This is a genomic window from Gardnerella sp. DNF00747, from assembly GCF_049262675.1.
Lineage (GTDB): Bacteria > Actinomycetota > Actinomycetes > Actinomycetales > Bifidobacteriaceae > Bifidobacterium > Bifidobacterium swidsinskii.
Window position 1 is genome coordinate 232,727 of sequence record NZ_CP058394.1, and the last position, 22,820, is coordinate 255,546.

The 22,820-nt window shown below is 47.1% G+C and carries 11 protein-coding genes; 8 read left to right on the top strand and 3 right to left on the bottom strand.

Annotated features, from left to right (window positions below):
* Positions 1-11 precede the first annotated feature (11 nt).
* From HXT32_RS00925 to HXT32_RS00940, 4 genes are all read left to right on the top strand, one after another.
* A complete protein-coding gene (locus HXT32_RS00925; protein WP_410310297.1) occupies positions 12-140 on the top strand; it encodes a hypothetical protein in 129 nt (42 codons plus the stop codon).
* 415 nt (positions 141-555) lie between these two features.
* Positions 556-987, top strand: a complete 432-nt coding sequence (gene rplK / locus HXT32_RS00930; RefSeq protein WP_004118588.1) for a 50S ribosomal protein L11 — start codon at positions 556-558, stop codon at positions 985-987.
* 14 nt (positions 988-1,001) lie between these two features.
* Positions 1,002-1,697 carry a 50S ribosomal protein L1 gene (gene rplA / locus HXT32_RS00935; protein WP_119522624.1) on the top strand — a complete coding sequence of 232 codons (696 nt, stop codon included), beginning with the start codon at positions 1,002-1,004 and terminating at the stop codon, positions 1,695-1,697.
* An 858-nt stretch (positions 1,698-2,555) separates the two neighbouring features.
* Positions 2,556-3,101, top strand: coding sequence for a peptidase (locus HXT32_RS00940; protein ID WP_422118985.1), 546 nt, complete (start codon positions 2,556-2,558; stop codon positions 3,099-3,101).
* Between the two features lie 481 nt (positions 3,102-3,582).
* Here HXT32_RS00940 and HXT32_RS00945 read toward each other — a convergent pair whose 3' ends face one another.
* Together HXT32_RS00945 and HXT32_RS00950 are read right to left on the bottom strand one after the other, a co-directional pair.
* Entirely contained in the window at positions 3,583-4,944 is a 1,362-nt protein-coding gene (locus HXT32_RS00945; RefSeq protein WP_004109186.1) for a PucR family transcriptional regulator, read from the bottom strand.
* Between the two features lie 15 nt (positions 4,945-4,959).
* Positions 4,960-6,990 (bottom strand): DUF6020 family protein, encoded by a 2,031-nt coding sequence (locus HXT32_RS00950; RefSeq protein ID WP_422118986.1) that lies wholly within the window; start codon positions 6,988-6,990, stop codon positions 4,960-4,962.
* Positions 6,991-7,092: 102 nt separating this feature from the next.
* Here HXT32_RS00950 and HXT32_RS00955 point away from each other — a divergent pair, with 102 nt between their 5' ends.
* Positions 7,093-7,995, top strand: a complete 903-nt coding sequence (locus HXT32_RS00955) for a biotin--[acetyl-CoA-carboxylase] ligase (protein ID WP_116440665.1) — start codon at positions 7,093-7,095, stop codon at positions 7,993-7,995.
* A gap of 587 nt (positions 7,996-8,582) precedes the next feature.
* Here the strand turns inward: HXT32_RS00955 and HXT32_RS00960 are convergent.
* Positions 8,583-9,233, bottom strand: a complete 651-nt coding sequence (locus HXT32_RS00960; RefSeq protein WP_004109189.1) for a biotin transporter BioY — start codon at positions 9,231-9,233, stop codon at positions 8,583-8,585.
* A gap of 205 nt (positions 9,234-9,438) precedes the next feature.
* Here HXT32_RS00960 and HXT32_RS00965 point away from each other — a divergent pair, with 205 nt between their 5' ends.
* The 3 genes from HXT32_RS00965 (at position 9,439) to HXT32_RS00975 (ending at position 22,689) form a co-directional block, all read left to right on the top strand.
* Complete coding sequence (locus tag HXT32_RS00965; protein ID WP_004109191.1) at positions 9,439-11,352, top strand: biotin carboxylase N-terminal domain-containing protein; 1,914 nt, start codon at positions 9,439-9,441, stop codon at positions 11,350-11,352.
* Positions 11,349-12,995 carry an acyl-CoA carboxylase subunit beta gene (locus HXT32_RS00970; protein ID WP_422118987.1) on the top strand — a complete coding sequence of 549 codons (1,647 nt, stop codon included), beginning with the start codon at positions 11,349-11,351 and terminating at the stop codon, positions 12,993-12,995. Before HXT32_RS00965 ends, HXT32_RS00970 begins: the two co-directional genes overlap by 4 nt.
* Before the next feature lie 127 nt (positions 12,996-13,122).
* Positions 13,123-22,689, top strand: coding sequence for a fatty acid synthase subunit beta domain-containing protein (locus HXT32_RS00975; protein ID WP_422118988.1), 9,567 nt, complete (start codon positions 13,123-13,125; stop codon positions 22,687-22,689).
* The last annotated feature ends 131 nt before the right edge of the window (positions 22,690-22,820 follow it).

The following is a 22,820-nucleotide window of genomic DNA, read 5'->3' on the forward strand; positions in this document are numbered from 1 at the left end:
AGGGATGCGAGATGAGTAAGAATACGTATACTGCGGAAAATGGGTTCGTTATTACTGACGATATTGTTGATAAGTGGGCTGAGGAGGCAGAAGATAATTTTCCTGGTGCCACTATTACACAGTTTGCTGGAAGAGCTTAGGAAGATGAAACTCAGCCGTTGAAACCGCGTACTGTTAGGTTAAGTGATACCGTTTGGCATTTAATCGAAGCCGATGCAAAGCGCAGAAAAATGACTGTGAGTGCGTGGACTAGAAACGCTATACTTAACGAATTGTCTACTGAGATAGCTGCGCAAAGATAGTTGCGCAAAAATAGCTATGCAAAGATAGTTGAAGCTTTCGTAATAGTGCGTGTCGCGAAGATGTGGCATAATAGGAAGGCTTGTGACTGGAGGAGGAATCCGCTAGCACAGCACAGCAATACAAGATGCGGGAGGAAGCTGCAAAACAGCTTTATAGCAACGTTTCGTAAGTGCTTTACTTCTGTAAGAAGCGACTATATCAGCGTTTGCAACAACCGTTTGAACCGCTTGTACAAGAAAGAAGAACCATATTATGGCTCCGAAAAAGAAAGTCTCCGCGCTTATTAAGCTCGAGATTCAGGCTGGTAAGGCAAATCCAGCCCCACCACTGGGTCCAGCATTAGGCTCCCACGGCGTGAACATCATGGACTTCTGCAAGGCGTATAACGACCAGACGAAGGACAAGATGGGCCAGATCGTCCCAGTTGAGATCACCGTTTACGAAGATCGTTCCTTCACCTTCATTTTGAAGACCCCACCAGCCGCTGCTTTGTTGCTTAAGGCTGCTGGCATTCAGAAGGGCACCGAGAATCCATTGACTCACAAGGTTGGTTCTGTGACCAAGGCTCAGGTGCGCGAGATCGCCGAAATTAAGATGCCTGACCTCTCCGCACGTGACGTCGAGGCCGGTATGAAGATCATCGCGGGCACCGCTCGCTCGATGGGTATTACCGTTACCGACTGAAAGGGAGTGTAGAAATGGCTAAGCGTTCTAAGAAGTATCGTGAAGCGGCTGAGAAGATCGACCGCAATAACCTGTACACCCCAGCTGAAGCTATCGCTTTGTTGCAGAGCATGCCAAAGCACGCTTTCGACGAGTCCGTTGAGGCTGTTATGCGCCTTAACGTGGATCCTCGCAAGGCTGATCAGTTGGTTCGTGGCGTAGTTAACTTGCCAAACGGCACCGGTAAAACCGCTAAGGTTTTGGTGTTCGCTCGTGGCCCAAAGGCTACTGAGGCCCAGGAAGCTGGCGCCGACATTATTGGTGATGACGAGCTTATCGAAAAGGTTGCCGGTGGCTTCCTTGACTTCGATGCAGTCGTTGCAACCCCAGACATGATGGGTAAGGTTGGTCGCTTGGGTCGTGTTCTCGGTCCTCGTAGCTTGATGCCAAACCCAAAGACTGGCACCGTGACTATGGATGTAGCCAAGGCTGTTGCTGATATTAAGGGCGGTAAGATTGAGTTCCGCGTGGATCGCCAGGGCAACCTGTCCTTCCTCTTCGGCAAGCTCTCCTTCGATGCTAAGGCTCTTGAAGAGAACTTCAAGGCTGTCGCAGACGAAATCCGCCGCTTGAAGCCAAGCACCATCAAGGGTCGTTACATTACTAAGGTAACTGTGACTTCTACGATGGCTCCTGGTGTTCCAGTGGATATTGCAAGCATCGCTGCCTGATTTATTGCCTGCGTAGCTTATGCGAAAGCATGGCTGGTAAGTAGTAAATTAAGTTTAGAACTTATAAACGCTGAAAATGTGCTCTTTTGAGTCATGTTTTCAGCGTTTTTTGTTACTTGCGTTACTGCATTTCTGCGTTAATAACGAATAATTGATGTTTTGCGTTACTGGCGCAGTACGCTATCTGCATTAATAACGAATAGGTGATGGGAGAGGTTACGCCTCTAGAGAGTTCGCGGCGCATGTAGGCGCGCGGCGTGTCGTCCAGGAATGGCGGTTTTGCAACGTTTTGTGGCGCGATGGCCTGCTTGAGTGTAGCATTGCGCGCACGAAAGCAACTCGGAGCGCCGAGCTTGCTCAAAGTTGAAAGTCCAGTGGACTTTCAACGCAAGCGAGGACTGCCTGAGTCAGTAAAGACGAAGGCAGGGTAGATTTGTGTGGTATTGCATTGGGAATTCGGTCGCGCTTACGCAAATGTAGTTTCGGCGTGTCGCGCAAGAGTGGCTATATTGCAACGGTTTTGCGGCTGGTCTGGGGAGTATTCAGGAGTTTTCTGAAAGTTTTCTGAGAAAAATCTTTAAAAACCTTGAAATTGACATTTTTACGAAAAATAATGCGTAATACTGTATTTTTTACTTTTAAAAATAGTTTGACTGAAATATTTCCGTAAAAATATAAATGTTTTCTGTTAATGAGTTGTGCGTCTGCTCTTGACTTTTTCGAACGGGGGGGGGTATGTTAATAACAGCTTTCAGCTAGATGCTCTATCTGAAAGTTATCCACAAGAGATTGATTTTGTGGGTTTATGTTTTTCACCATGTGTTTTAAGCGTGGTGGAGAAGAAGAAAGGAAAATATTATGTTGAATAAGAAGGCTATCGCCGCATTCGCTGCTGGCGCAACTTTGCTTTCCGGTCTCGCTTTCGCGGCTCCAGCTTTCGCTGAGGGTGCCGGTGATCAGACTACTCCAAAGACTGATCAGACTACTCCAAAGAATGATCAGACTGCTAACGATGATGATAATTGGCTCTATGAGACTGAGGACCCTGGTGCTCTTGCTGATCGTTTGAATGCTGAGAAGGCTGCTAAGGTTGCGGCTGACGAGAAAGATAAGTATGAGCATACTCCATTTGGCAATATGGACACGGATTACAAGAAGTGTGTGAAGCTTTACGGTGAAGATTCTCTCGAGTGCAAGGCTGTCGCTGACTACCTCAAGCGTCATGGTCAGAAGGTTGATGACAAGGCTAACGACAAGAAGTCTGATAAGAAGTCTGAAGCTAAGAAGTCTTCCGAGAAGAAGGCTGCTCCATTGGCTAAGACCGGTGCTGCTGTAGCTTTGGCTGCTGTTGCTGCTTCTGTGCTTGCTGGCATGGGTGTTGCTCTTCGCAAGATCCGTCACTAAGCTTTTAGCACATTAAGTGTGTTGATTGTTTAATGATTTGTGAGCGCACTGTATGTGAGTATGGTGCGCTCACTTGTTAAATCTTTCACTCAACGTGCTGCGAATGCTGTTTAGTGTTTTGTGGCGGGTTTGCTTTCGGGCTTTTGCATGATTCTACTGTTTTGCCAAATCTCTTTCTTCGCAGTGGTGTTGTGCGCTGGTTTTCGGGGGCGTGACTGTTGAGTGTTTGGCTGGCTTGTTTGTTAGGGAAACGAGTCGGTTTTGTTAAAGGGCTTGGGTTTGGTGCTACTAGGGGCATCAGTCTCCAAGCCCTTTCTTCGTATGTGTCTGTTTGCTGTGTTGTGAGTACTGCTTGTTGTTGCGATGTGACTAAAACGACTCAGCGGTGAGTAGTTTAGGTCGCCTACGCAAGAAAATCCGGTCTAAACATCACGCGCGCGAGTAGTTTAGGCCGCGCGTCTTTATTGTCGTGCACTTCGTCTTAGTGCGAATCACGAATTCTACCAATTGTTATAGCTGTTTGCAGCACATAAGCGGCGCGCGGATCCGTAGCATCCCATCCTGTAGTTTGCGCAACTTTACGTAAACGGTAACGAACAGTATTTGGATGCACATTAAGTTCGTGTGCTGTTTGGTCAAGAGCTCCACCAAAGCGCAAGAACATGTCAATAGTTTCCAGAGTTGGATCGTCATGATTGTAAGGAGCCAAACTTTGATACACCTTGTTGTAAAGAGTATCAAAAGCTGTGGCATCGCCAATAAGCGCTCGTTCTGGAAGCAAATCATCTGTGTGAATGATTTGCGGCAAATGCTTTACTGCTGGAGCAACAGCAATCGCGGCAAGAGTAGCAGTAAGAGCGGAAGAAATTTGCTCAACGCCTTCAACCATGCTGCTAACACAAATCGTCTTATGAGAATTCTCAAAAACTTTGCACAGCTTCTCTAAAGCCTGATCGCTAGGATTTTCGCGCACAGCAAGCAGAATAATATGAGAAGGCGCTGCAAAAGTAGAAGAATTTTTCGTAGATGCTGATATCAGTGCTTGCGTTTTTTGCCAAGCTCCCGTAATGCGCTGCAAAGCACTACTTTGTGTGCGCTCAACTATTGCATCATACGCATTGCAACTACCAAGCTGTGGCCAAATATTTCGGCGCAAAGTGTCAGTGTTATCAGGTGGAATATCTGGTGCTGGCTTGCGATTTGGTCCGTCATCTGGCTTAATTGCAGTGCCGAAAGTTCCTGCAATAACAATAACTTTTGGCGAATCTGACCATTGAAGTAAATGCATGAAAGCGTCAATACGAGCGTCTGCAATACCATTCATTAAACACGTGGCAATAATCGAGTGTAATTGCAAGCGCATCGCCGCGTCAAAAACTTGGCCATCACGATTGTCGAAAATTCTAAGCGGTTCCGAGCTAGTTGATTTTTGCGCGCTGGGCAATGGAGTAAAACTCGGTGAATTATTACCTTTAGTATTTTCAGAAGATTGACTTGAATGACTCGAACGACTTTGATTTGATGAAAGACGATGCCACAAGTGGTGTTTGTGCTTTTCTTCGTTTTCTTGCTCTGCTTTAGATTGCTTTGCTGTAGAAGAGCTTTCTTGATCATTTGATACAGCGTTTACTTGCGTTTTGTTTAACTGTTGATTTTCAAGAGAATTGGCAATATTAGAATCCTCCGCGTGCTTTTCTGCTGCCTGTACGCTTGCTAGTATCGAAAGAAAATCGTTACTAAGTAAGCTGTTTCCTGCAAGTTTATCTTCATAATTTTCTTCGGACATAACAGAAGAAGCAGCGCTGCTATCTTGCGCAAACTGAGGTGTATTCTTCTCGTCCATCTTATGCCTTTGATCCTAACATTCTCTACTATTATAGCGCGATTGAGTAAAAGTATCTCGCCAAAAAGTAAGTGCTACAAAGCAGAAAACAAAAGCTAACGGTAGCATGTGTCGCTCAAAATTATTAGCTGGAGCAAGAATCATAACTCCAACCAGCAAGGCAAGTGGAATGTGCCATAACAATGTGCGCCAACGGCGAAGAATAATTTCTGCAACACCAATAAGTAGTGTAAAAATAACGAAGGTATTTCCGTGAATTGGCCAACTTAAAACAGGAATATCACTAAACGTGCTAATGTCTTCTGCAAATTTAGTTCGCCACTTAGGATTCCAATATTTAATCCAATCAGATTTGTGTATGCTGTCAGTGTCTACGTAATATTCTGGTCCAACATACGGGCGGTCAAAAATATCAAAGTATCCGTAAGTCTTCGCAAGAAAAGCGTCAGTTGCAACGAGTGGACTATGCGTAATCATTTGCCACCAAGCGAAATCTAATTTACGAATATTATCTTTAGTAACGTATCGCCAACGATAACTCACTTTTTTAGACTGCAATCCGGAAGATTTCACAGGGTCTGCGTCATAAGGTTTGTATGCTTCTGCAGTTTGATCCAGATTAAAAATTGGTGCAATAATGCGCTTTGCACTACGCGGTATGCTATGCGGATCGAGCTTAGCTATACGTGCAATTTGTTGTAACTGAATGCCGCGACTCTCAATAGGATCGCCGCTAATAATAGCACCGCTCGAAATAAGCATAATTAACGAGCCGTGAATCACAACGATTGGAAGCAAAATTCCGCAAACCCACAAACGCCAGCGTTTGCGCTCAAAAATAATCAAAAGCACGAATTGAACAACCAGAATATACCAAGCGTATTTTGCAGCAATAAGCATTACGCACACTGAAACAATTAATTCCAAAACAGTGTGAAGTCTAGGCTTTTGCGCATTTGGCTTTGTGCTAGGTGTATTTTTAGTGTCCTTCGCATGATAGCAATTAGTTAACTCGTAATTTATACCAAACCACCAAACAAAAGCGAACGCAAAAAGCGGAGATTTTGTAAGCGCAATAGTTGAGCACAACACAAGCGGATTAAGTAAAAACATAAGCAGAATAACGAATCTTGCAAAAGTTGTTGTGCTGCAATTTGTTGAGCTAGATTCTGCATCAAGCCAAGGTTTGTTTAAGAAGCGGTGTGCTGTTGCAGAAACGCACCATGCTGCAAATACAAATTGTGCAAAGGCAAGAACTACAATTCCAGCGTCGTTTGAGTCGGTAAAGTATCTGGAGACTGCTGTTGTTGCGCCATAAATAACAGTTAGAACAATGTTGTGCTGATTTGTTAAATAAGTTGGATAAGTTGGCCACAAGTAGTGCGCAGTTGGGTAAATATCCATTGGGACAAAGCTAAAGAAGCCGATATAAGGCTGATCTAAGCCTGTAATTTTATTCCAAGTCCAACTGTACTCACGAATTTGCGAGCATATATCTGCACCGTATGCGGCAAGTAACGTAACTGGAACCCAAATCCAGCCCACGAAAAAAGTAAGAAGTAGGTTTCTTCTGTTGCGAGTGGAGTGGTTAATGAACCATTTAGCGCAATTAAAAAATAGTTTTGCAAATTTTAAAAGAAAATGCGAAATATTGCGGAAAATAGTGTGTTTAGTAGTAAATTTTTGTAATTTTGACTGTTTTTTATTTTCGCTATTTTTTCTTAACGCAATTGATTTTATTAATTTCGTAAAACGTTGATATTTAGGCAAAAACTTTTTATTTTTACCGTAGTAAATAAGCGCAGTCAGTATTAATGCGTATATTATGAAGGCAGCGACGAAAATAAAAGCATTAACCAACGAAAAATCAGCGATTGATCCTAAATGAACTTTAATATCTTGACTGCGGAAAATTGGTCCCAAGCTAGTGCAAAAAGCAAGTACAAAGCATAGCAAAGCAGCAAGAGTGTAATCTAAAAAACGTGCTACAACTGCACGCAATTTGCGCGGCTTTTCGTACTGCGTTTTGCGACGTATGCGCTCCATGTGTTAACACCTGCTTAATTGATGCTCAGCTACTTTGTTTGCTATTGCACGCAAAACATGCAATGACGCGCGCAAAAATATAATCTGATGTAAATTATACATATGACTATTTTTTCTTCGCAAAGTGTGGCATTGATGCCGCAGACCTCAGAAGTAGCAGATCTGGTAAAATATTTCGCAATTACAGATTCTACGCAAAATATTGCGCGAGAAATGATACAAAAAGGCGAAATAATCGCGCGAGATGACGGAAAGCCAGCAATAGTTGCGATTGTGGCAGACGAGCAAACAGCAGGAAGAGGACGATTAGGGCGTGCGTGGGTAAGCCGTGCGGGAGAAAGCTTTTTAGTTTCATTCGTAACGTTGCTGCCGAAGTCAATTGTTATGGACGCAAGTCACAATGGGTGGCTGCCTATTATTGCAGGGCTTGCAGCGCGTGACGCACTTCTAGAAACGTTTAAAGAGTGCGGAAGCTCGCCGATGCACGGTGATGCTTGCGCGATAAAACTTAAATGGCCTAACGACGTGTTTTTGCACGATTGTAAAGAAGGCGGAATATTAACAGAAATTGTAGCTGATCCAAGCAAAGATGATGTTGTTGGAGTAATTTTTGGAATCGGATTGAACTTGTGTGTGCCTAAAGAAGTGCTGCCAATTAAAATGGCAACTTCGCTGCAAATGCATATGACTGATTTGCCGGAAGCTAAAGAATTGCGTGATACGATTGCTGCGAAAATCGTTACTGGATTGCGTTCTAGACTTGGTGATTTTATGCGCGATTATCCAAGCAACGCTGCAGATTTGCTTCAAGAAGTAAATGGTGTGTGTTGGACTCTTGGGCGCGAAGTTAACGTGCATCCAGTTGACGGAAGCGTGGTGACAGGAACTGCTGTGCGGCTTGGAGAAGATGCGTCGCTTACGATTCGTGAGGCATCTGGCGAGGAGATTGTGGTAAAAAGCGGCGATGTGCACGCGGTTGCGTATGAAGCGCGACGACATGCTTGAGCGCAGCACAGCGCGCGCGAAGGCAACTCGGAGCGCCGAGCTTGCTCAGAGTTGAAAGCACGGTGTGCTTTCAACGCAAGCGAGGTCTGCCTTCGTCAATAAAGACGAAGGCAGGGCAGATTCGCGTGGTAGTTTATTAGGAATTCTGTTGTGTTTTGTGTGCGCTGACGACATGCTTGAGCGCTGCGATTTAGCGCGCGAAAGCAACTCGGAGCGCCGAGCTTGCTTAGAGTTGAAAGCACGGTGTGCTTTCAACGCAAGCGAGGTCTGCCTGCGTTGAAAAAGACGCAGGCAGGGCAGGTTAGTGTAGTTGTGCTTTAGAAACTAGGTTGTGACTAGTGTGCGCTGACGACATGCTTGAGCGCTGCGATTTAGCGCGCGAAAGCAATTCGGAGCGTGAGCTTGCTCAGACGGAAAGTCCAGTGGACTTTCCGTGCAAGCTCAACAGCGAGCGCTTAAAGCGCAAGCGTCAGCTGTTTGCTAGTTATCTCAGTCAAAGAGCAAGTGCGCGGCAATCTTATACAAAACGGCATTCCCTTTACAGTCGTGTAAAGGAAATGCCGTTTTTCTGCAATATAACGTTTCCGCTATGCGCGCTTTTTGTTAAGTGCGTTGTACAAGCCAGAGCAAGCTGCGCTCGCAACAAAAGCCTTAATCAAATCGCCAATCATGAAGATAATCAAGGTTGCGGCGGCAGTTGAAAGTGGCATGCCAGTTAGGTAGCTTTGGCCGAAAATGCCGAATGCGTAAATCACGATCGTGCCGATTATAGAAGCTACAGAGTAAGTGCAGAAGCGTGCGAAAGTCTTCTTGAAGGAGTTTTCTGGCATCATTGCGTCAAGAGCTACGTCAAATACGCGCTTCAAAGCTGCGGTTGCAGCAACGCCAAAAATGAAACCGGCTAAGAATCCTGCAGTAGGGCCAACAAAAACAGCCCAGCCGCCCTTAAAGCCAGCAAACACAGGCAAACCTGCTGCGCCAACAGCAAGATACATAACCACAGAAGCTACGCCTTCGCGCCAGCTCAACGTTAAACCAATAATGCACAAAACAAGAGTTTGCAACGTAATAGGCACAGGAGTAATAGGAAGATAAATTGCGCCTGCCATAGTAGAAAGAGCCAAAAGCACAGTGAGAAGCGCTGGCTTTGCAAGCCATGCTGCAGCTACTTTCAACTTATTCGCAACGTTTGAATTTGCTGATGCTGTTGTTGCATTATTTTGATTTATGTTAGTCATGAAAACCTTCTTTTGGTTATTTCCGGTTCGCCGTTTGCAGCTCATAGGTTGTCAATTAAACGGTTTTGCCGGTTGTTTTCCGTTTCGCTAATCACATTACGTGTTATAAAAATCATGTGCATTGGAGAAGTGTACAAAATTTTGCTCTAGCTTTTGTGTATGTCGACTCATCCGTAAACGCAACTTTTCTAATATCTTGTAACGTATGGTTACGAATATCAAAAAAATCCTCATCGCAAACCGCGGTGAAATTGCCTTGCGAGTTATTCGCACGGCTCACGAAATGGGCATTTCTACCGTTGCTATTTACGCACCGACTGATCGCAACGCGCAGTTTGTAGAAATGGCAGACGAAGCGTACGCACTTTCCGGAGACACATATCGCGATACTTATTTAAACGAAGATGCGATTCTTGACATTATTAAAAGAAGCGGCACGGATGCTGTGCATCCGGGTTACGGTTTCCTTTCGGAAGTTGCGTCTTTTGCGAAAAAAGTTAACGATGCTGGGGTTATTTGGATTGGTCCTCGTCCGGAAGCGCTTATTGATTTGGGAGATAAGATTACGGCTCGTCGCGTGGCAGTTCGCGCGAAAGTGCCGCCAGTTCCAGGAATTTCGGAGCCTGTGAAAGATATTCGAGAACTTTTAACTTTTGCGCAAACTCACGGCTATCCAGTGATGATGAAGCGCACGGATGGCGGCGGCGGACGCGGAATTACAGTCGTTCGTAACGATGACGAGTTGCGAGGCTTTTATATGAATCACGACGCTCTTCAGGGCGGCGACTTAGACGAATATTTTATTGAGCGTTTTATTGATAAAGCTCGCCACGTAGAAACGCAGTGCGGCCGCGACGCTCACGGAAATTTCACCGTATATTCCACGCGCGATTGCTCGGTGCAGCGCCGAAACCAAAAGCTGGTTGAGGAAGCTCCTGCACCGTTCTTGACTGACGATGAAAAGGATCAGCTTTACAGATATTCTCGTAACCTATTTGAAGCTGTTGATTACGTTGGTCTTGGCACGTGCGAATATATGGTGACTTCTCAGCATAAAGTCTACTTCTTGGAAGTTAATCCGCGATTGCAAGTTGAGCACACGGTTAGTGAGGAAGTTAGTGGACTTGATTTAGTGCGAGAACAGCTCAATATTGCTGACGGCGGCGAGTTGATTAAGGATCCAGAACCTCGCGGACACAGCTTCGAGCTTCGCATTACTTCGGAAGATCCTGCTACGAATTTGACTCCAAGTTCCGGCACTTTGACGAAAATAAAGTGGCCTTCCGGTCCTGGTATTCGCGTCGATTTTGGTGTTGAAGTTGGCGATAATATTTCGCCAAAATTCGATTCGATGATGGGCAAACTTATTATTACTGCGCAAAGTCGTGAAACTGCTGTCGCTCGTGTGCGTCGCGCTTTGAAGGAACTTTGTATTGAGGGCGTGCCAACTCCAGCAAAACTTTTTGAGCAGATTTTTAACGACCCTGAGTTTACTGCGGAAAATCACAGTTTTGACGTGTCTACTAAGTGGATGGAACGCAAGTATTTGAACCGCGTTCCTGCAGCTTCTTTGGGTGGCCAGCCGGCTTCGCTTGTTTCTGGAAAGTCTGCGGATGAATCCGAAAATAAGCAGCCTGCAATGGAATCCTTCATTATTGAGGTTGATAATAAGCGCGTAAAGCTTACGATTCCGCAAGATATTGTTGACAATTTGACCGGCTCTGCGCGAGTTCGTAGCGTTTCTAGAGCTTCGCAGCCTTTGCGTGGACGTTCGCTTCGCGGAAGTACTCACAAATCTGAAGAACAAAAGCAGATTCCTGGCGTAATCGCAGCACCTATGCAAGCTGTTATTACGCGCGTGAATGTGGCTGAAGGTCAGCAGGTTGCCAAGGGTGATTTGCTTGTGGTGCTTGAGTCTATGAAAATGGAAAATTACGTTTACGCTCCTGCAGCTGGTACTGTTACTGGAATTTTTGTGGGTCCTGGTGACGGCGTGGAATCGGGTGCAAAGCTTGTGACGATTGATCTTGCTGGAGATAAAAGCGCGGATAAGAGCGCAGATAAGTCTTCTGAATCTTCTGAAAAGTCTTCTGAAAAGCCGGAAGGAGAGCAGAAATGAGTACTTTAGCAAAAGAAAAGTCTGAAATCTCTGAAACTTCAGCGAAAATAGTTAATAACTCTTCTGTTAATAGCTCTGCTGACGATACAAACTTGCAGCCTCGTCGCGGAAAAGCTGCAGTTCAGCACGCAGCACAACTTGCTCGTGACGCAGAACAAAAAGCTTTAGAGCGTCAGCACGCAAAAGGTAAAAGCACTGCTCGCGAGCGTCTTGACTTGCTTTTTGACACCGGCTCATTCGTGGAAATCGGACGTTTTAACGGCGGTGACATAAATAACGACGTTGCCGGATGCGCTGTAATCACCGGCTTTGGCGAAGTTTATGGCAGAAAAGTTGCAGTTTACGCACAAGACTTTTCTGTGCGCGGTGGAACTTTAGGCAAAGCTGAGGGCGAGAAAATCTGCCATCTTTTAGATATGGCTGTTGAACTTCGCGTGCCAGTTGTTGCCGTAATTGATTCCGGCGGCGCTCGCATTCAAGAAGGCGTGAGCGCGCTTATGCAATACGGGCGTATCTTCAAAAAAACTTGCGAAGCGAGCGGCTTGATTCCGCAAATCTCAATTATTCTAGGTCCTTGCGCTGGCGGTGCTGTGTATTGCCCTGCGTTAACAGATTTGATTATTATGACTCGCGAGCACTCAAATATGTTCGTAACTGGTCCGGATGTTGTTAAAGCTGCAACCGGCGAGGCTATTAGCATGGACGATTTGGGCGGCGGTCTTGTGCATAACGCAACTTCCGGTGTCGCTCACTATTTGGGAGAGGATGAAGCTGACGCAATCGACTACGCGCGCACAGTTTTGGCTTATTTGCCATCTAGCTGTGAGGTAGAGCCTCCAACTTTTGCCTACGCTGCAACGCGCGCGGATCGCGAAACTGCGCGCGAGTTGGTGAATATTGTGCCGGATAACGACCGTCAGCCTTACGATGTGCTTGACGTGATTCGCAGAATAGTTGACTACGGTGAGTTCGTGCAAGTGCAGGAATTGTATGCTGCTTCTGCAGTGGTTGGTTTTGCTTGCATTGAGGGTCATCCTGTTGGAATCGTAGCAAATCAGCCGAAGGTGAACGCTGGTATTTTGGATGTAAATTCTTCCGAAAAAGTCGCGCGATTTGTGCGATTGTGCGACGCGTTTAATTTGCCTGTGGTGACTCTAGTGGATACTCCTGGTTATAAGCCTGGTTCAGATCAAGAGCACGCAGGAATTATTCGCCGAGGTGCGAAAGTGATTTATGCGTACGCGAACGCGCAAGTTCCGCTGGTTACGGTGATTTTGCGCAAAGCTTTCGGTGGAGCTTATATCGTTATGGGTTCCAAGTCGATGGGCGCGGACGTAAATTACGCGTGGCCAACCAGCCAGATTGCGGTTTTGGGTGCGCAAGGTGCCGTAAATATTATTCATCGTAAAGATTTGCAAAAAGCTAAAGAGCGTGGACAAGACGTTGCGGCTCTTAGAAAACAGCTGGTTGACGAGTATGAGGTGACTACTGTTAACGCAAATCTTTCGTTGGAAACTGGTCAGATTGACGCAATGATTGACCCGGAGCAGACTCGCGATATGATTGCTGGCTCATTGAAACTTTTGCGCAGTAAAAAGCGAGTTTCCAGAACTGGAAAGCATCACGGAAATCAGCCAATGTAAGTGATTTATAAAAATTATAGGAATTATCAAACTTATAACTAAAAACTATAGAACTTACAAAACTTATAAACCTTACAAAACTTACAGAATTTATAAAACTTATCCAAATCAACGAGAAGGAAACATCATGACAACATACTTTTTCGACCAACTCGCTAATAATCCGCACGCACTCGTGTTTGCAGGTCAGTCAACTCCGTGGGTTGAAGCTTTGCGCGAGCTTGGTTCAGACGAAGAATTAAACGCAGAACTTCACGAGTACGAAGTAGGCGCAAAAGCTTTGCTATCGCCAATTTATTCTGAGCTTTTAGCAAATGCAGGCGGCGACATAAACGTGTTTGACGCGCTAGAAAATAAGCATATTAACGCTGCAAACGCGCTTCTTAGTGTGCCTGGAATTACGCTTGCACAGTTCGGTGCAGTGCGCGACTTAACAAATCTTGGATACAACTTTGAAGTAAACAAGCCGTGCGCAGTTTTGGGTCATTCTCAAGGCGTAATCGCAGCAGAAATGGTAAAAGCTCGCATAAAAGCAAAGTCTTGGCAAAAAGCTCGCGCGCAAATCGAAGAATTACTTGCAATTGCCTACTTAATTGGAGCTGCAGGAGATCGTGAATCTCGAATGCTTGAAATTACTGGTGACGGCGAGCACACGCCAATGCTGTCACTTAAAGGAGTTACTAAAAAGCAGGCAGAAGCGTTAATTTCACGCGTAGAGCGCACGCGCGGTGAAGTGTCAATTGCTGTTAAAAACGCTTACAATCACGTGGTTATTGCAGGATACCCGGAAGATATGGAAGCTGTTGCAAACGAAGCGCAAAAAGAAACAAAGCGTTCGAAAAAATTGCGCGAAATGAAAGTTCGCGGTGGAGCTGTATTTGCGCCAGTTGCTGAATATTTGGATGTTACAGTGCCATTCCATTCGCCAATGCTTCAATCTGCAGTTGAGCAGGTAGTAGAGTGGGCGAGCGAGGCTGGCTTGAACACTACAGTTGCTCGCGAATTGGCGGATGCAGTGCTTGTAACTCCTGTTGATTGGGCTGCGCAAATTGGCGAAGTTTTGGAGCAGAACGACGCGCGCTCGCTTTGGATTTTAGACATGGGTCCTAGCGAGGTGCTCGGAAAGCTTACTGGAGTGCTTGTGCAAGGAACCGGCGCTGGAATCGTAGAGGCTGCTACATTGCGCTCTCGCGCTGAGCTTTCAACAGCTGACTCAGCTTCTGAACCAGAGCGTACAGGCTGCTGGGCTGATTTTGCGCCTCGAGTAATCAACACGCCTGCAGGACGCAAAGTGCTTACCAAATTTAGCAAGCTTACAGGCAAAGCTCCTGTGCTTCTTGCAGGAATGACACCAACGACAGTAGAGCCGGAAATCGTTGCTGCAGCAGCAAATGCAGGCTACTGGGCTGAGCTTGCTGGCGGCGGTCAAGTAACTGCAGAAGTTTTCGATCGTCATATGAAGTCGCTTGAAAATCAGCTTCGCGAAGGCGCAACTATCGAATTTAACGCCATGTTTATGGATCGCTATCTGTGGAATTTGCAATTTGGTTCGAAGCGAATCGTGCCAAAAAAGAGGCAGTCGGGAGCTCCTATTGATGGTGTAGTTATTTCTGCTGGCATTCCAGAACTTGACGAAGCCAAGGAATTAGTAGCATCTTTACAAGCTGATGGATTCCCTTACGTAACGTTTAAGCCTGGAACAGTTGACCAAATTCGTCAAGTTGTGCGAATTGCTAAGGCTGTTGCTCCAGCCACGATTATTGTACAGGTTGAGGGCGGTGCTGCAGGTGGTCACCATTCGTGGGAATCTCTTGACGATTTGCTTATGACAACTTACGCGCAAGTGCGCGAGTGCGAAAATTTGGTGCTTGTTGCAGGCGGTGGTATTGGCACTCCTGAGCGTGCTGCAGACTACATTTCTGGCGAATGGGCGAATGAATACGGTTTGCCAAATATGCCAGTTGATGCTGTAATGATTGGCACAGCTGCAATGACAGCTAAGGAAGCACATACAAGTCCTGAAGTAAAGCGTATGCTTGTGGAAACTCCGGGTATTGCGATGCCGAAATCTTCTAGCATTGAAGGTTTTGATGAGGATTCGTTCGCACCTTTGGGTGAGCGTTGGGTGCCTTCTGGCAAAGTGATTGGCGGTGTGACGAGTGGTTTAAGCCATTTGCACGCAGATATTTACGAGTTAGAAAACGCTTCTGCTCGCTGCGGTCGATTGCTCGTTCATATGATGAAACATCCTGAAGAGCTTGAAGCGCGTCGCGATGAAGTAATCGAAGCACTTAACTCTACTGCAAAACCATATTTTGGTGACGTAGAAAGCATGACTTACGCACAATTTGCTCAACGTTTCCTAGATTTGGCATACCCTTGGGTGGATCCGACTTACGTAGATCGCTACATGCATTTGTTGCAGCGTATTGAAGCGCGTTTAATTAATCAAGATTCAGGCGAATTTACTTCTATTCTGCCTTCTATCGAAGAAGTTTCTAAGCACCCTCAAGCTGCTTTATATACGCTGATTGACGCGTTGCCTCAAGCTCGCGAGATGAACGTTGTGCCAATGGATGCCGCTTGGTTCCCAACTTTGGTGCGCGAATACCCTAAGCCAATGCCATTCGTGCCAGTTATTGACAACGATTTGTTGCGTTGGTGGGGTCAAGATCAGCTTTGGCAGTCGGAAGATTCGCGTTACTCGGCAGACGCTGTGCGTGTAATTCCAGGACCGATTTCCGTGGCTGGAATTACGACTATGGATGAGCCGATTGCCGATATTCTGGGACGTTTTGAAGCAGCTATGCTCAATCGTGCAGAATCTGGCTCGGAAACTGGAGTAGAAGCAGAAAATAAGGAAAATGCGGCGAGCAAGTCTTCAAAATCTGCTTTTAGTCAGATTGCTGATGCTAAAAACGTTGAAGCTTACGTGCGCGCATGCCCGAATATTTCTTGGGTTGGTCATGTAACTGCAAACCCTGCTTACGGAACGTCTTTAGGAGACGAAAATTACGTAATTACAGTAACTTCTAGTAATAATGACGTAATTTCGCTTGATTTAGATATTAAGCTAGATACATTCTGGGATAATCAAGAAAATCAGGAAGCAAAACACTCTACAAAAAACGCTGCAAACTCGCCAAAACGCAAGCACGCGGTACGAGATATTGTAATTCCGCTAACTGTTGATGCAAGTCAAGCTGGAATCATACCAGTAGTTGACCGCGAACGTTTGCCAAAGCACGTGTACGAAATGCTTGCAGCAACCGCAGGTATTGGAAATACTGCGATTACTGGCGATGTGCTTGATGCTATGCCTAAGGTTGAAACAGTAAAAGAAGATGGCAGTTTGGCAAAATTGCCGGAAGATTTGCTTGCAGAAGGTTATAGAGATTTCCCGTTTGGATTGGTTCATTCTTCCTATACTTTCTCAAGAAATCTTGGAATTGACCACGAGTCTGCTACTGCTGGAAGACTTCCAGATGGATTGCTTGCTTCTCGCATTGTGCCAGACGCGTTAGTAGGTCCTGCTTGGCCAACTATTTACTCAGCTTTGGGTTCCGTAATGGTTGATGGCTACCCGATTATTGAGGGTCTGCTTAACGCTGTTCACCTAGATCATTTAGTAGAGCTTGACGTCGATGCTGAAGATTTTAAAAAGTACGTCGACAAGCGAATTAATTTGCTCGGCTGGGCTGAGCCGTATGCAGAATCTGCTTCCGGACGCGTGGTAACTATTCACGTTGTGCACACTGCAGCTGACGGCACGCGACTTGCGCACGAAACTGAGCGTTTCGCTATTCGTGGACGAAGCTTCAGCAACGCGCTTCCTGCTCCAGCTGCGCAATATGGCGAAGCTGCAGGATTGCATGGATATGAAATTGAAGACACGCCTCGCAGAGCTTTGCGCAGAGTAGTAGTTCGCGCTCCTCACGATATGACCGCTTTTGCGCGTACTTCTGGAGATTTCAACCCAATCCACACTTCTAAGCGAGGTGCTGCAATTTCCGGTCTTTCTGCTCCTTTGGTACACGGTATGTGGCTTTCTGCAACAGCTCAACATGTGGCTCAAGCAGTTGATGAAAAAGGTGCTCGCTACGAGCTCATTGGCTGGTCCTACAACATGTACGGCATGGTTCAGCTTGATGACGAAGTAGAAATCACAGTTGAGCGCGTTGGAAAAGTTCGTCGCGGCGGACTTGCTTTGGAAGTTACGTGCAGAGTTGATGGGCAAATCGTGTCTAAAGCAAGCGCGCTTACACGCGCTCCACGTGCAGCATTCGTATACCCAGGTCAGGGTATCCAAAAGCAAGGAATGTCGCTGGATGAGCGCGCAAAGTCGCCTGCTGTGCGCGATACTTGGGAGCGAGCAGACAAGCTTACTCGCGAAAAGCTTGGATTCTCAATCCTCGCAGTCGTGCGCGATAATCCAAAGGAGCTTACTGCTCACGGCGTAACTTATCACCATCCTGAAGGATTGCTTAACTTAACACAATTTACGCAAGTTGCGCTCGCAACAGTTGCCTTTGCGCAAACCGCGCGTTTGCGTGAAGCAGGATGCGATATTTGGCCTGCTTACTTTGCAGGACACTCGCTTGGCGAATACAATGCTTTGAGCTCCTTCGCGCAAATTATTCCACTCGAAACTGTGCTTGAATTGGTGTTCCACCGCGGATCTACAATGCATCACTTGATTGAGCGCGATGCACAAGGTCGCTCGAACTACCGCATGGGTGCGCTTCGACCAAACCAGTTTGGAGTGTCAGACGAAGGCGTGAATGCTTACGTTGAGGGCATTTCCAAGGCTACTGGCGAATTCTTGCAAATTGTAAACTACAACTTGGCAGGTCAGCAGTACGCAATTGCTGGAACTATTAAAGGTTTGAAGGCATTGGCTGCAGACGCTTCTAAGCGCGCTAAGGAGTATGGCGGCAAGCCTCCATTCATGTTTGTTCCAGGAATTGACGTGCCGTTCCACTCTCGAATTCTTCGAAAGGGAGTGCCGGAATTCCGCGACAAGCTCGATTCGCTGCTGCCGAAGCATATTGATTACTCTGTGCTTGTAGACCGTTACATTCCAAACCTCGTGGCTTGCCCGTTTGAGCTTACGCGAGAATTTGCGCAAAAGATTTTGGATGTTGTGCCATCTGAGCGCATTGAAGCAGCTTTGGAAGATGAAACTACATGGAAATCTTATGCAGAGGATGAGCAAAAGCTCGGTAGATTGCTTCTTACGGAGCTTCTTTCATGGCAATTTGCTTCTCCAGTTCGCTGGATTGAAACGCAGGCTCTTATGTTTGCCGATCGCGCTCGCGGCGGTCTTGGCGTTGAAGAGTACGTTGAAGTTGGTTTAGGAAACGCGCCAACTTTGGCAAATCTTGGCGCTAAAACTCTTGCTTTGCCGGAGTTTAGTGGCGAAAAAGTGACTGTTTACAACGTTGGTCGTGACGAAGGTCGCGTTTATATGACTGACACGGATTCGCTTGTGCCTGAAGTGTTTACTGAGGAAGATAGTCAAGAAGTAAGTAGCACTGCTGATGCAGCTGCTGCTCCTGCAGCTCCTGCCGCAAATGTTGTCTCTGCTGCTCCTGCGGCTGCTCCTTCTGCTCAAGTTGCTAACGCAGCAGCAAGCGGACCTGTAGCAGACTTGCCATTCAAAGCATCCGACGCAATCTCAATGCTGATTGCGTATAGTGCAAAAATCCGTCTTGACCAAATCGGCGACACTGACACAACTGATACGCTTACAAACGGCGTATCTTCGCGCAGAAACCAGCTTCTTATGGATATTAGTTCCGAGCTTGGCGTGGCTAGCGTGGACGGTGCTGCAGAAGCTCCAATGAGTGCGCTTAAAAAGTTAGTTGATTCGGTTGCTCCGCGCTATAAGGCTTTTGGTGCAGTGCTTTCCGATATTGTGCGCGAACGTTTGCGTGCACTTTTCGGTGCAGCAGGTGTGAAGCCAGCGCAAATTGACAAGCGTATTTCGGAAGTCTGGCAGCTTGGCGAAGGCTGGCGTGCGCACGTGCTTGCGGCTTTGGTTTTGCAAACGCGTGAAGGTGCTAGCGTGCGCGGTGAAAATCTTGCGCAACTTTCAACTGATCCTGCAAAGAATACTGCTGCAGCTGACGCTTTAATCGACGCAGCAATTGCGCAAGTTGCACAAGCTCACGGCGTTAGCGTTTCTCGGCCTGGCGCTGCTGGCGCAGCCGGTGGTGCTGTTGTTGATTCTGCAGCTCTTGACGCTTTTGCGCAGCAAGTTGTTGGCGCAGACGGCGTACTTGCTGCAACTGCTAAGTTTGTGCTAGCAAAGCTTGGTGTTGAAGCTCCTAAAGCAGAAACTGAAAGTGACGAAAATGCTGCTGTTGTAGCTGCTGTTGAAGCAGAATTAGGTGCGGATTGGCCAAAGCAAGTGGCTCCTCGATTTGATGAGCGAAAAGCGATTCTTTTCGACGACCGCTGGGCTTCGGCTCGCGAAGACGTTGCTCGCTTGTACTACAAGTATGCCGGAAAGAATGTTGATATTCAGGTAAATGAAGTTTCTGAAATCTTAAATGATTTTGGTAGTTTCCTCGGTGCCGGGGAAGCAGTAGCTTCGGAAGCTGAGTGGTTTGCAAGTCTTTCTAAATCTCGCGAATTAAACAATCTTGCAACAATATTTAATGGTATTGCTCGCGATTCTCGCACTAAACTTGCACAAAACAACGCCGATACTGCTCAAGCAACTCGTTTTGCAGGAGAAGTTGCAGTAGTTACAGGCGTTGCTCCTAACTCGATTGCTGCTCGCGTAGTAACGGGTTTGCTTAAGGGTGGAGCTACGGTTATTGCAACTTCGCACAGTTTCAAGCCGAGCGTTAAGTCTTGGGCGAAGAAAGCGTATCGCGAAAACGCTCAAATGGGCGCAAAGTTGTGGCTTGTGCCAGCAAACTTGTCTAGTTATCGCGATGTCGATGCGCTTGTAAAGTGGGTTGGCACGGTTTCAAAGAAAGTAAGTGGCGCAACTACTACTATTTTGAAGCCTGCTTATGAGCCGAGCATGTTCTTCCCGTTTGCAGCTCCTCCAGTTCACGGTACTTTGTCTGATTCTGGTTCGCTTTTTGAATCGCAATCGCGCTTAATGCTGTGGGGAGTGGAGCGTGCAATCGCTGGATTTGCGCAGATTGGAGCAGATACAGATGTACAACATCGTATGCACGTTGTGTTACCTGGCTCTCCAAACCGAGGTATGTTCGGCGGCGACGGTGCTTACGGCGAAGTCAAGAGTGCTTTCGACGCGATTGTGAACCGTGCGCATGCGGAAAGCGTGTGGTCGGATCGCGTGACTTTCGCGCATCCTAAGATTGGATGGGTGCGTGGAACCGGCTTAATGGGCGGAAATGATCCGCTTGTGGCTGTAGTTGAGCGTCACGGATTAACTACCTACTCTACGCAAGAAATGGCAGATCGTTTGCTCGATTTGTGCACGAAGGAAGCGCGAGAGCAGGCAGCAATTGCGCCTTTGGATGTTGATTTTACGGGCGGATTAGGCAAGGAGCCTCTTGATTTGAACGCGCTTCGTGCAGAAGCACTGGAAGATCAGAAGCGTGCTGAAGTTGCGGAAGAAGCGGTGGAAGCTGTAGAAGAAGCTGCAGAATCTTCTGCTAAATCAACCAACAAAGCACTTCCAACTCCTTACGTGCCAACTCAGCCGCGAGTCAACTTGGCTGATTGGAAGAACGTAACAGCGCGTCCAGAAGACGAAATTGTGATCGTCTCCGTTGGCGAGCTTGGACCATGGGGTTCCGGACGTACTCGTTTCGAAGCAGAACTTGGAATTCGCGAAGACGGTTCCGTGGAGCTTTCTGCAGGAGCAGTACTGGAATTGGCTTGGAATATGGGCTTGCTTACTTGGCAGGATTCGCCAAAGCCAGGCTGGTATGATGCGGACGGCACGCTTGTTCCAGAAGAAGATATTGCAGAGAAATATCGCGATGAAGTAGTAGCACGTTCCGGTATTCGACCATTCGAAACCGGTATGGGCGGCGATTACAAGGATGGAGCAAACGAAGAAGAAGCAGAAATCTTCCTCGATCACGACGTGAGTTTCAGCGTACCAACAGAAACAATTGCGCGCGAATACGTGGCACTTGACGAATCGCATACTGAGATTACTCGCGATGCAGAATCTGGCGAATGGACTGTTACGCGCAAGGCAGGTTCTATGATTCGCGTGCCGCGTAGGGCTGCAATGACCAGAACCGTCGGTGGACAATTCCCTAAGGGCTTCGATCCGCTGAAGTGGGGTATTCCAGCTTCAATGGTTGGAAGTGTTGACACGATTGCGCTGTGGAATATTGTCACAACTGTAGACGCTTATATTTCTGCTGGTTTCACGCCTTCGGAGATTTTGCAATCTGTGCATCCGTCGATGGTTGCTTCCACGCAAGGAACCGGTTTCGGTGGCATGAGTTCAATGCGAAAACTGTATTTGGATCGCTTCCTTAACCACGAGATTCCTACGGACGTATTGCAAGAGGCGCTTCCAAACGTTGTTGCAGCTCACGTAATGCAAACCTATATCGGCGGCTACGGAAATATGGTTCAGCCGGTGTCTGCATGCGCAACTGCAGCGGTTTCGCTCGAAGAAGGCGTCGACAAGATTGCTCTCGGCAAAGCTGACTTCGTAGTAACTGGCGCAATTGACGATATCGGTGTGGAATCCGTAGTTGGCTTCGGCAATATGAACGCAACTGCCAATAGCGAAGAAATGTATGCGAAGGGCATCAATCCACGATTCTTCTCTCGCGCAAACGATCGCAGACGTGGAGGCTTCCTTGAAGCACAAGGCGGCGGTACGATTTTGGTTACGCGCGGCGATATTGCTTTGAAGCTTGGCTTGCCTGTTGCTGGTGTGGTTGGTTTCATTCACTCCTACGCTGATGGCATTCACACTTCTATTCCTGCTCCGGGCTTGGGTGCTTTGGCTGCGGGCATGGGTGGAGCTAAGTCTAAGCTCGTGCGTGATTTGGCAGCTCTCGGCGTTACTCCGGACGATATTGCTGTGGTTTCTAAGCATGATACGTCTACGAATGCAAACGATCCGAACGAATCTGAGCTGCACAATACTCTTGCGCACGCAATCGGACGCACGGACGGAAATCCGCTGTTCGTAATCAGCCAAAAGACGCTGACTGGACATGCAAAGGGCGGCGCGTGCATCTTCCAAATCAACGGTTTGACGCAACTGTTTAGAAGTGGCGTAATCCCTGGAAACGCATCACTTGACTGCGTGGATCCTAAGCTTGCGCGCGACGACCACATGGTTTGGTTGCGTGAGCCGATGCGCATTGGCGATGGTGCAGGTTCTTGTGCAGTGAAGGCTGCTCTCGCAACTTCGCTCGGCTTCGGTCATGTTAGCGGATTTGTGGCATTGGTTCATCCTGGTGCTTTTGAAGCTGCTGTAGCTGCTAGCGCAGGTGTTAATGTGCTTAAGAATTGGCGTACCAAGGCGAATGCGCGTTTGGCTGCGGGCCAGAGGCGATTTGAGGAAGGCATGATGGGTCGATCTGTACTGTTCGAGCCTGTTGAGAATCGTCACTTGCTGAAGGATGGCACGCGCCTTCCGGATGGCACTCGCTACGATGGTCACGAGGCAGAAAAGGCGATGTTACTTAATCCTGAAGCTCGCCTTAATGCGAACGGATACTACTGCTGAGTCGCTGCTACTGCTGAGCTGCTGCTTTAGCTGGTTTTGACTTACAAACGCCGGGGAATTTTCTCCGGCGTTTGTAGTCGTTTTGGCGTTATGTGGAAACATTTGCTGTGAATATTCCCGGCATTTGTTTT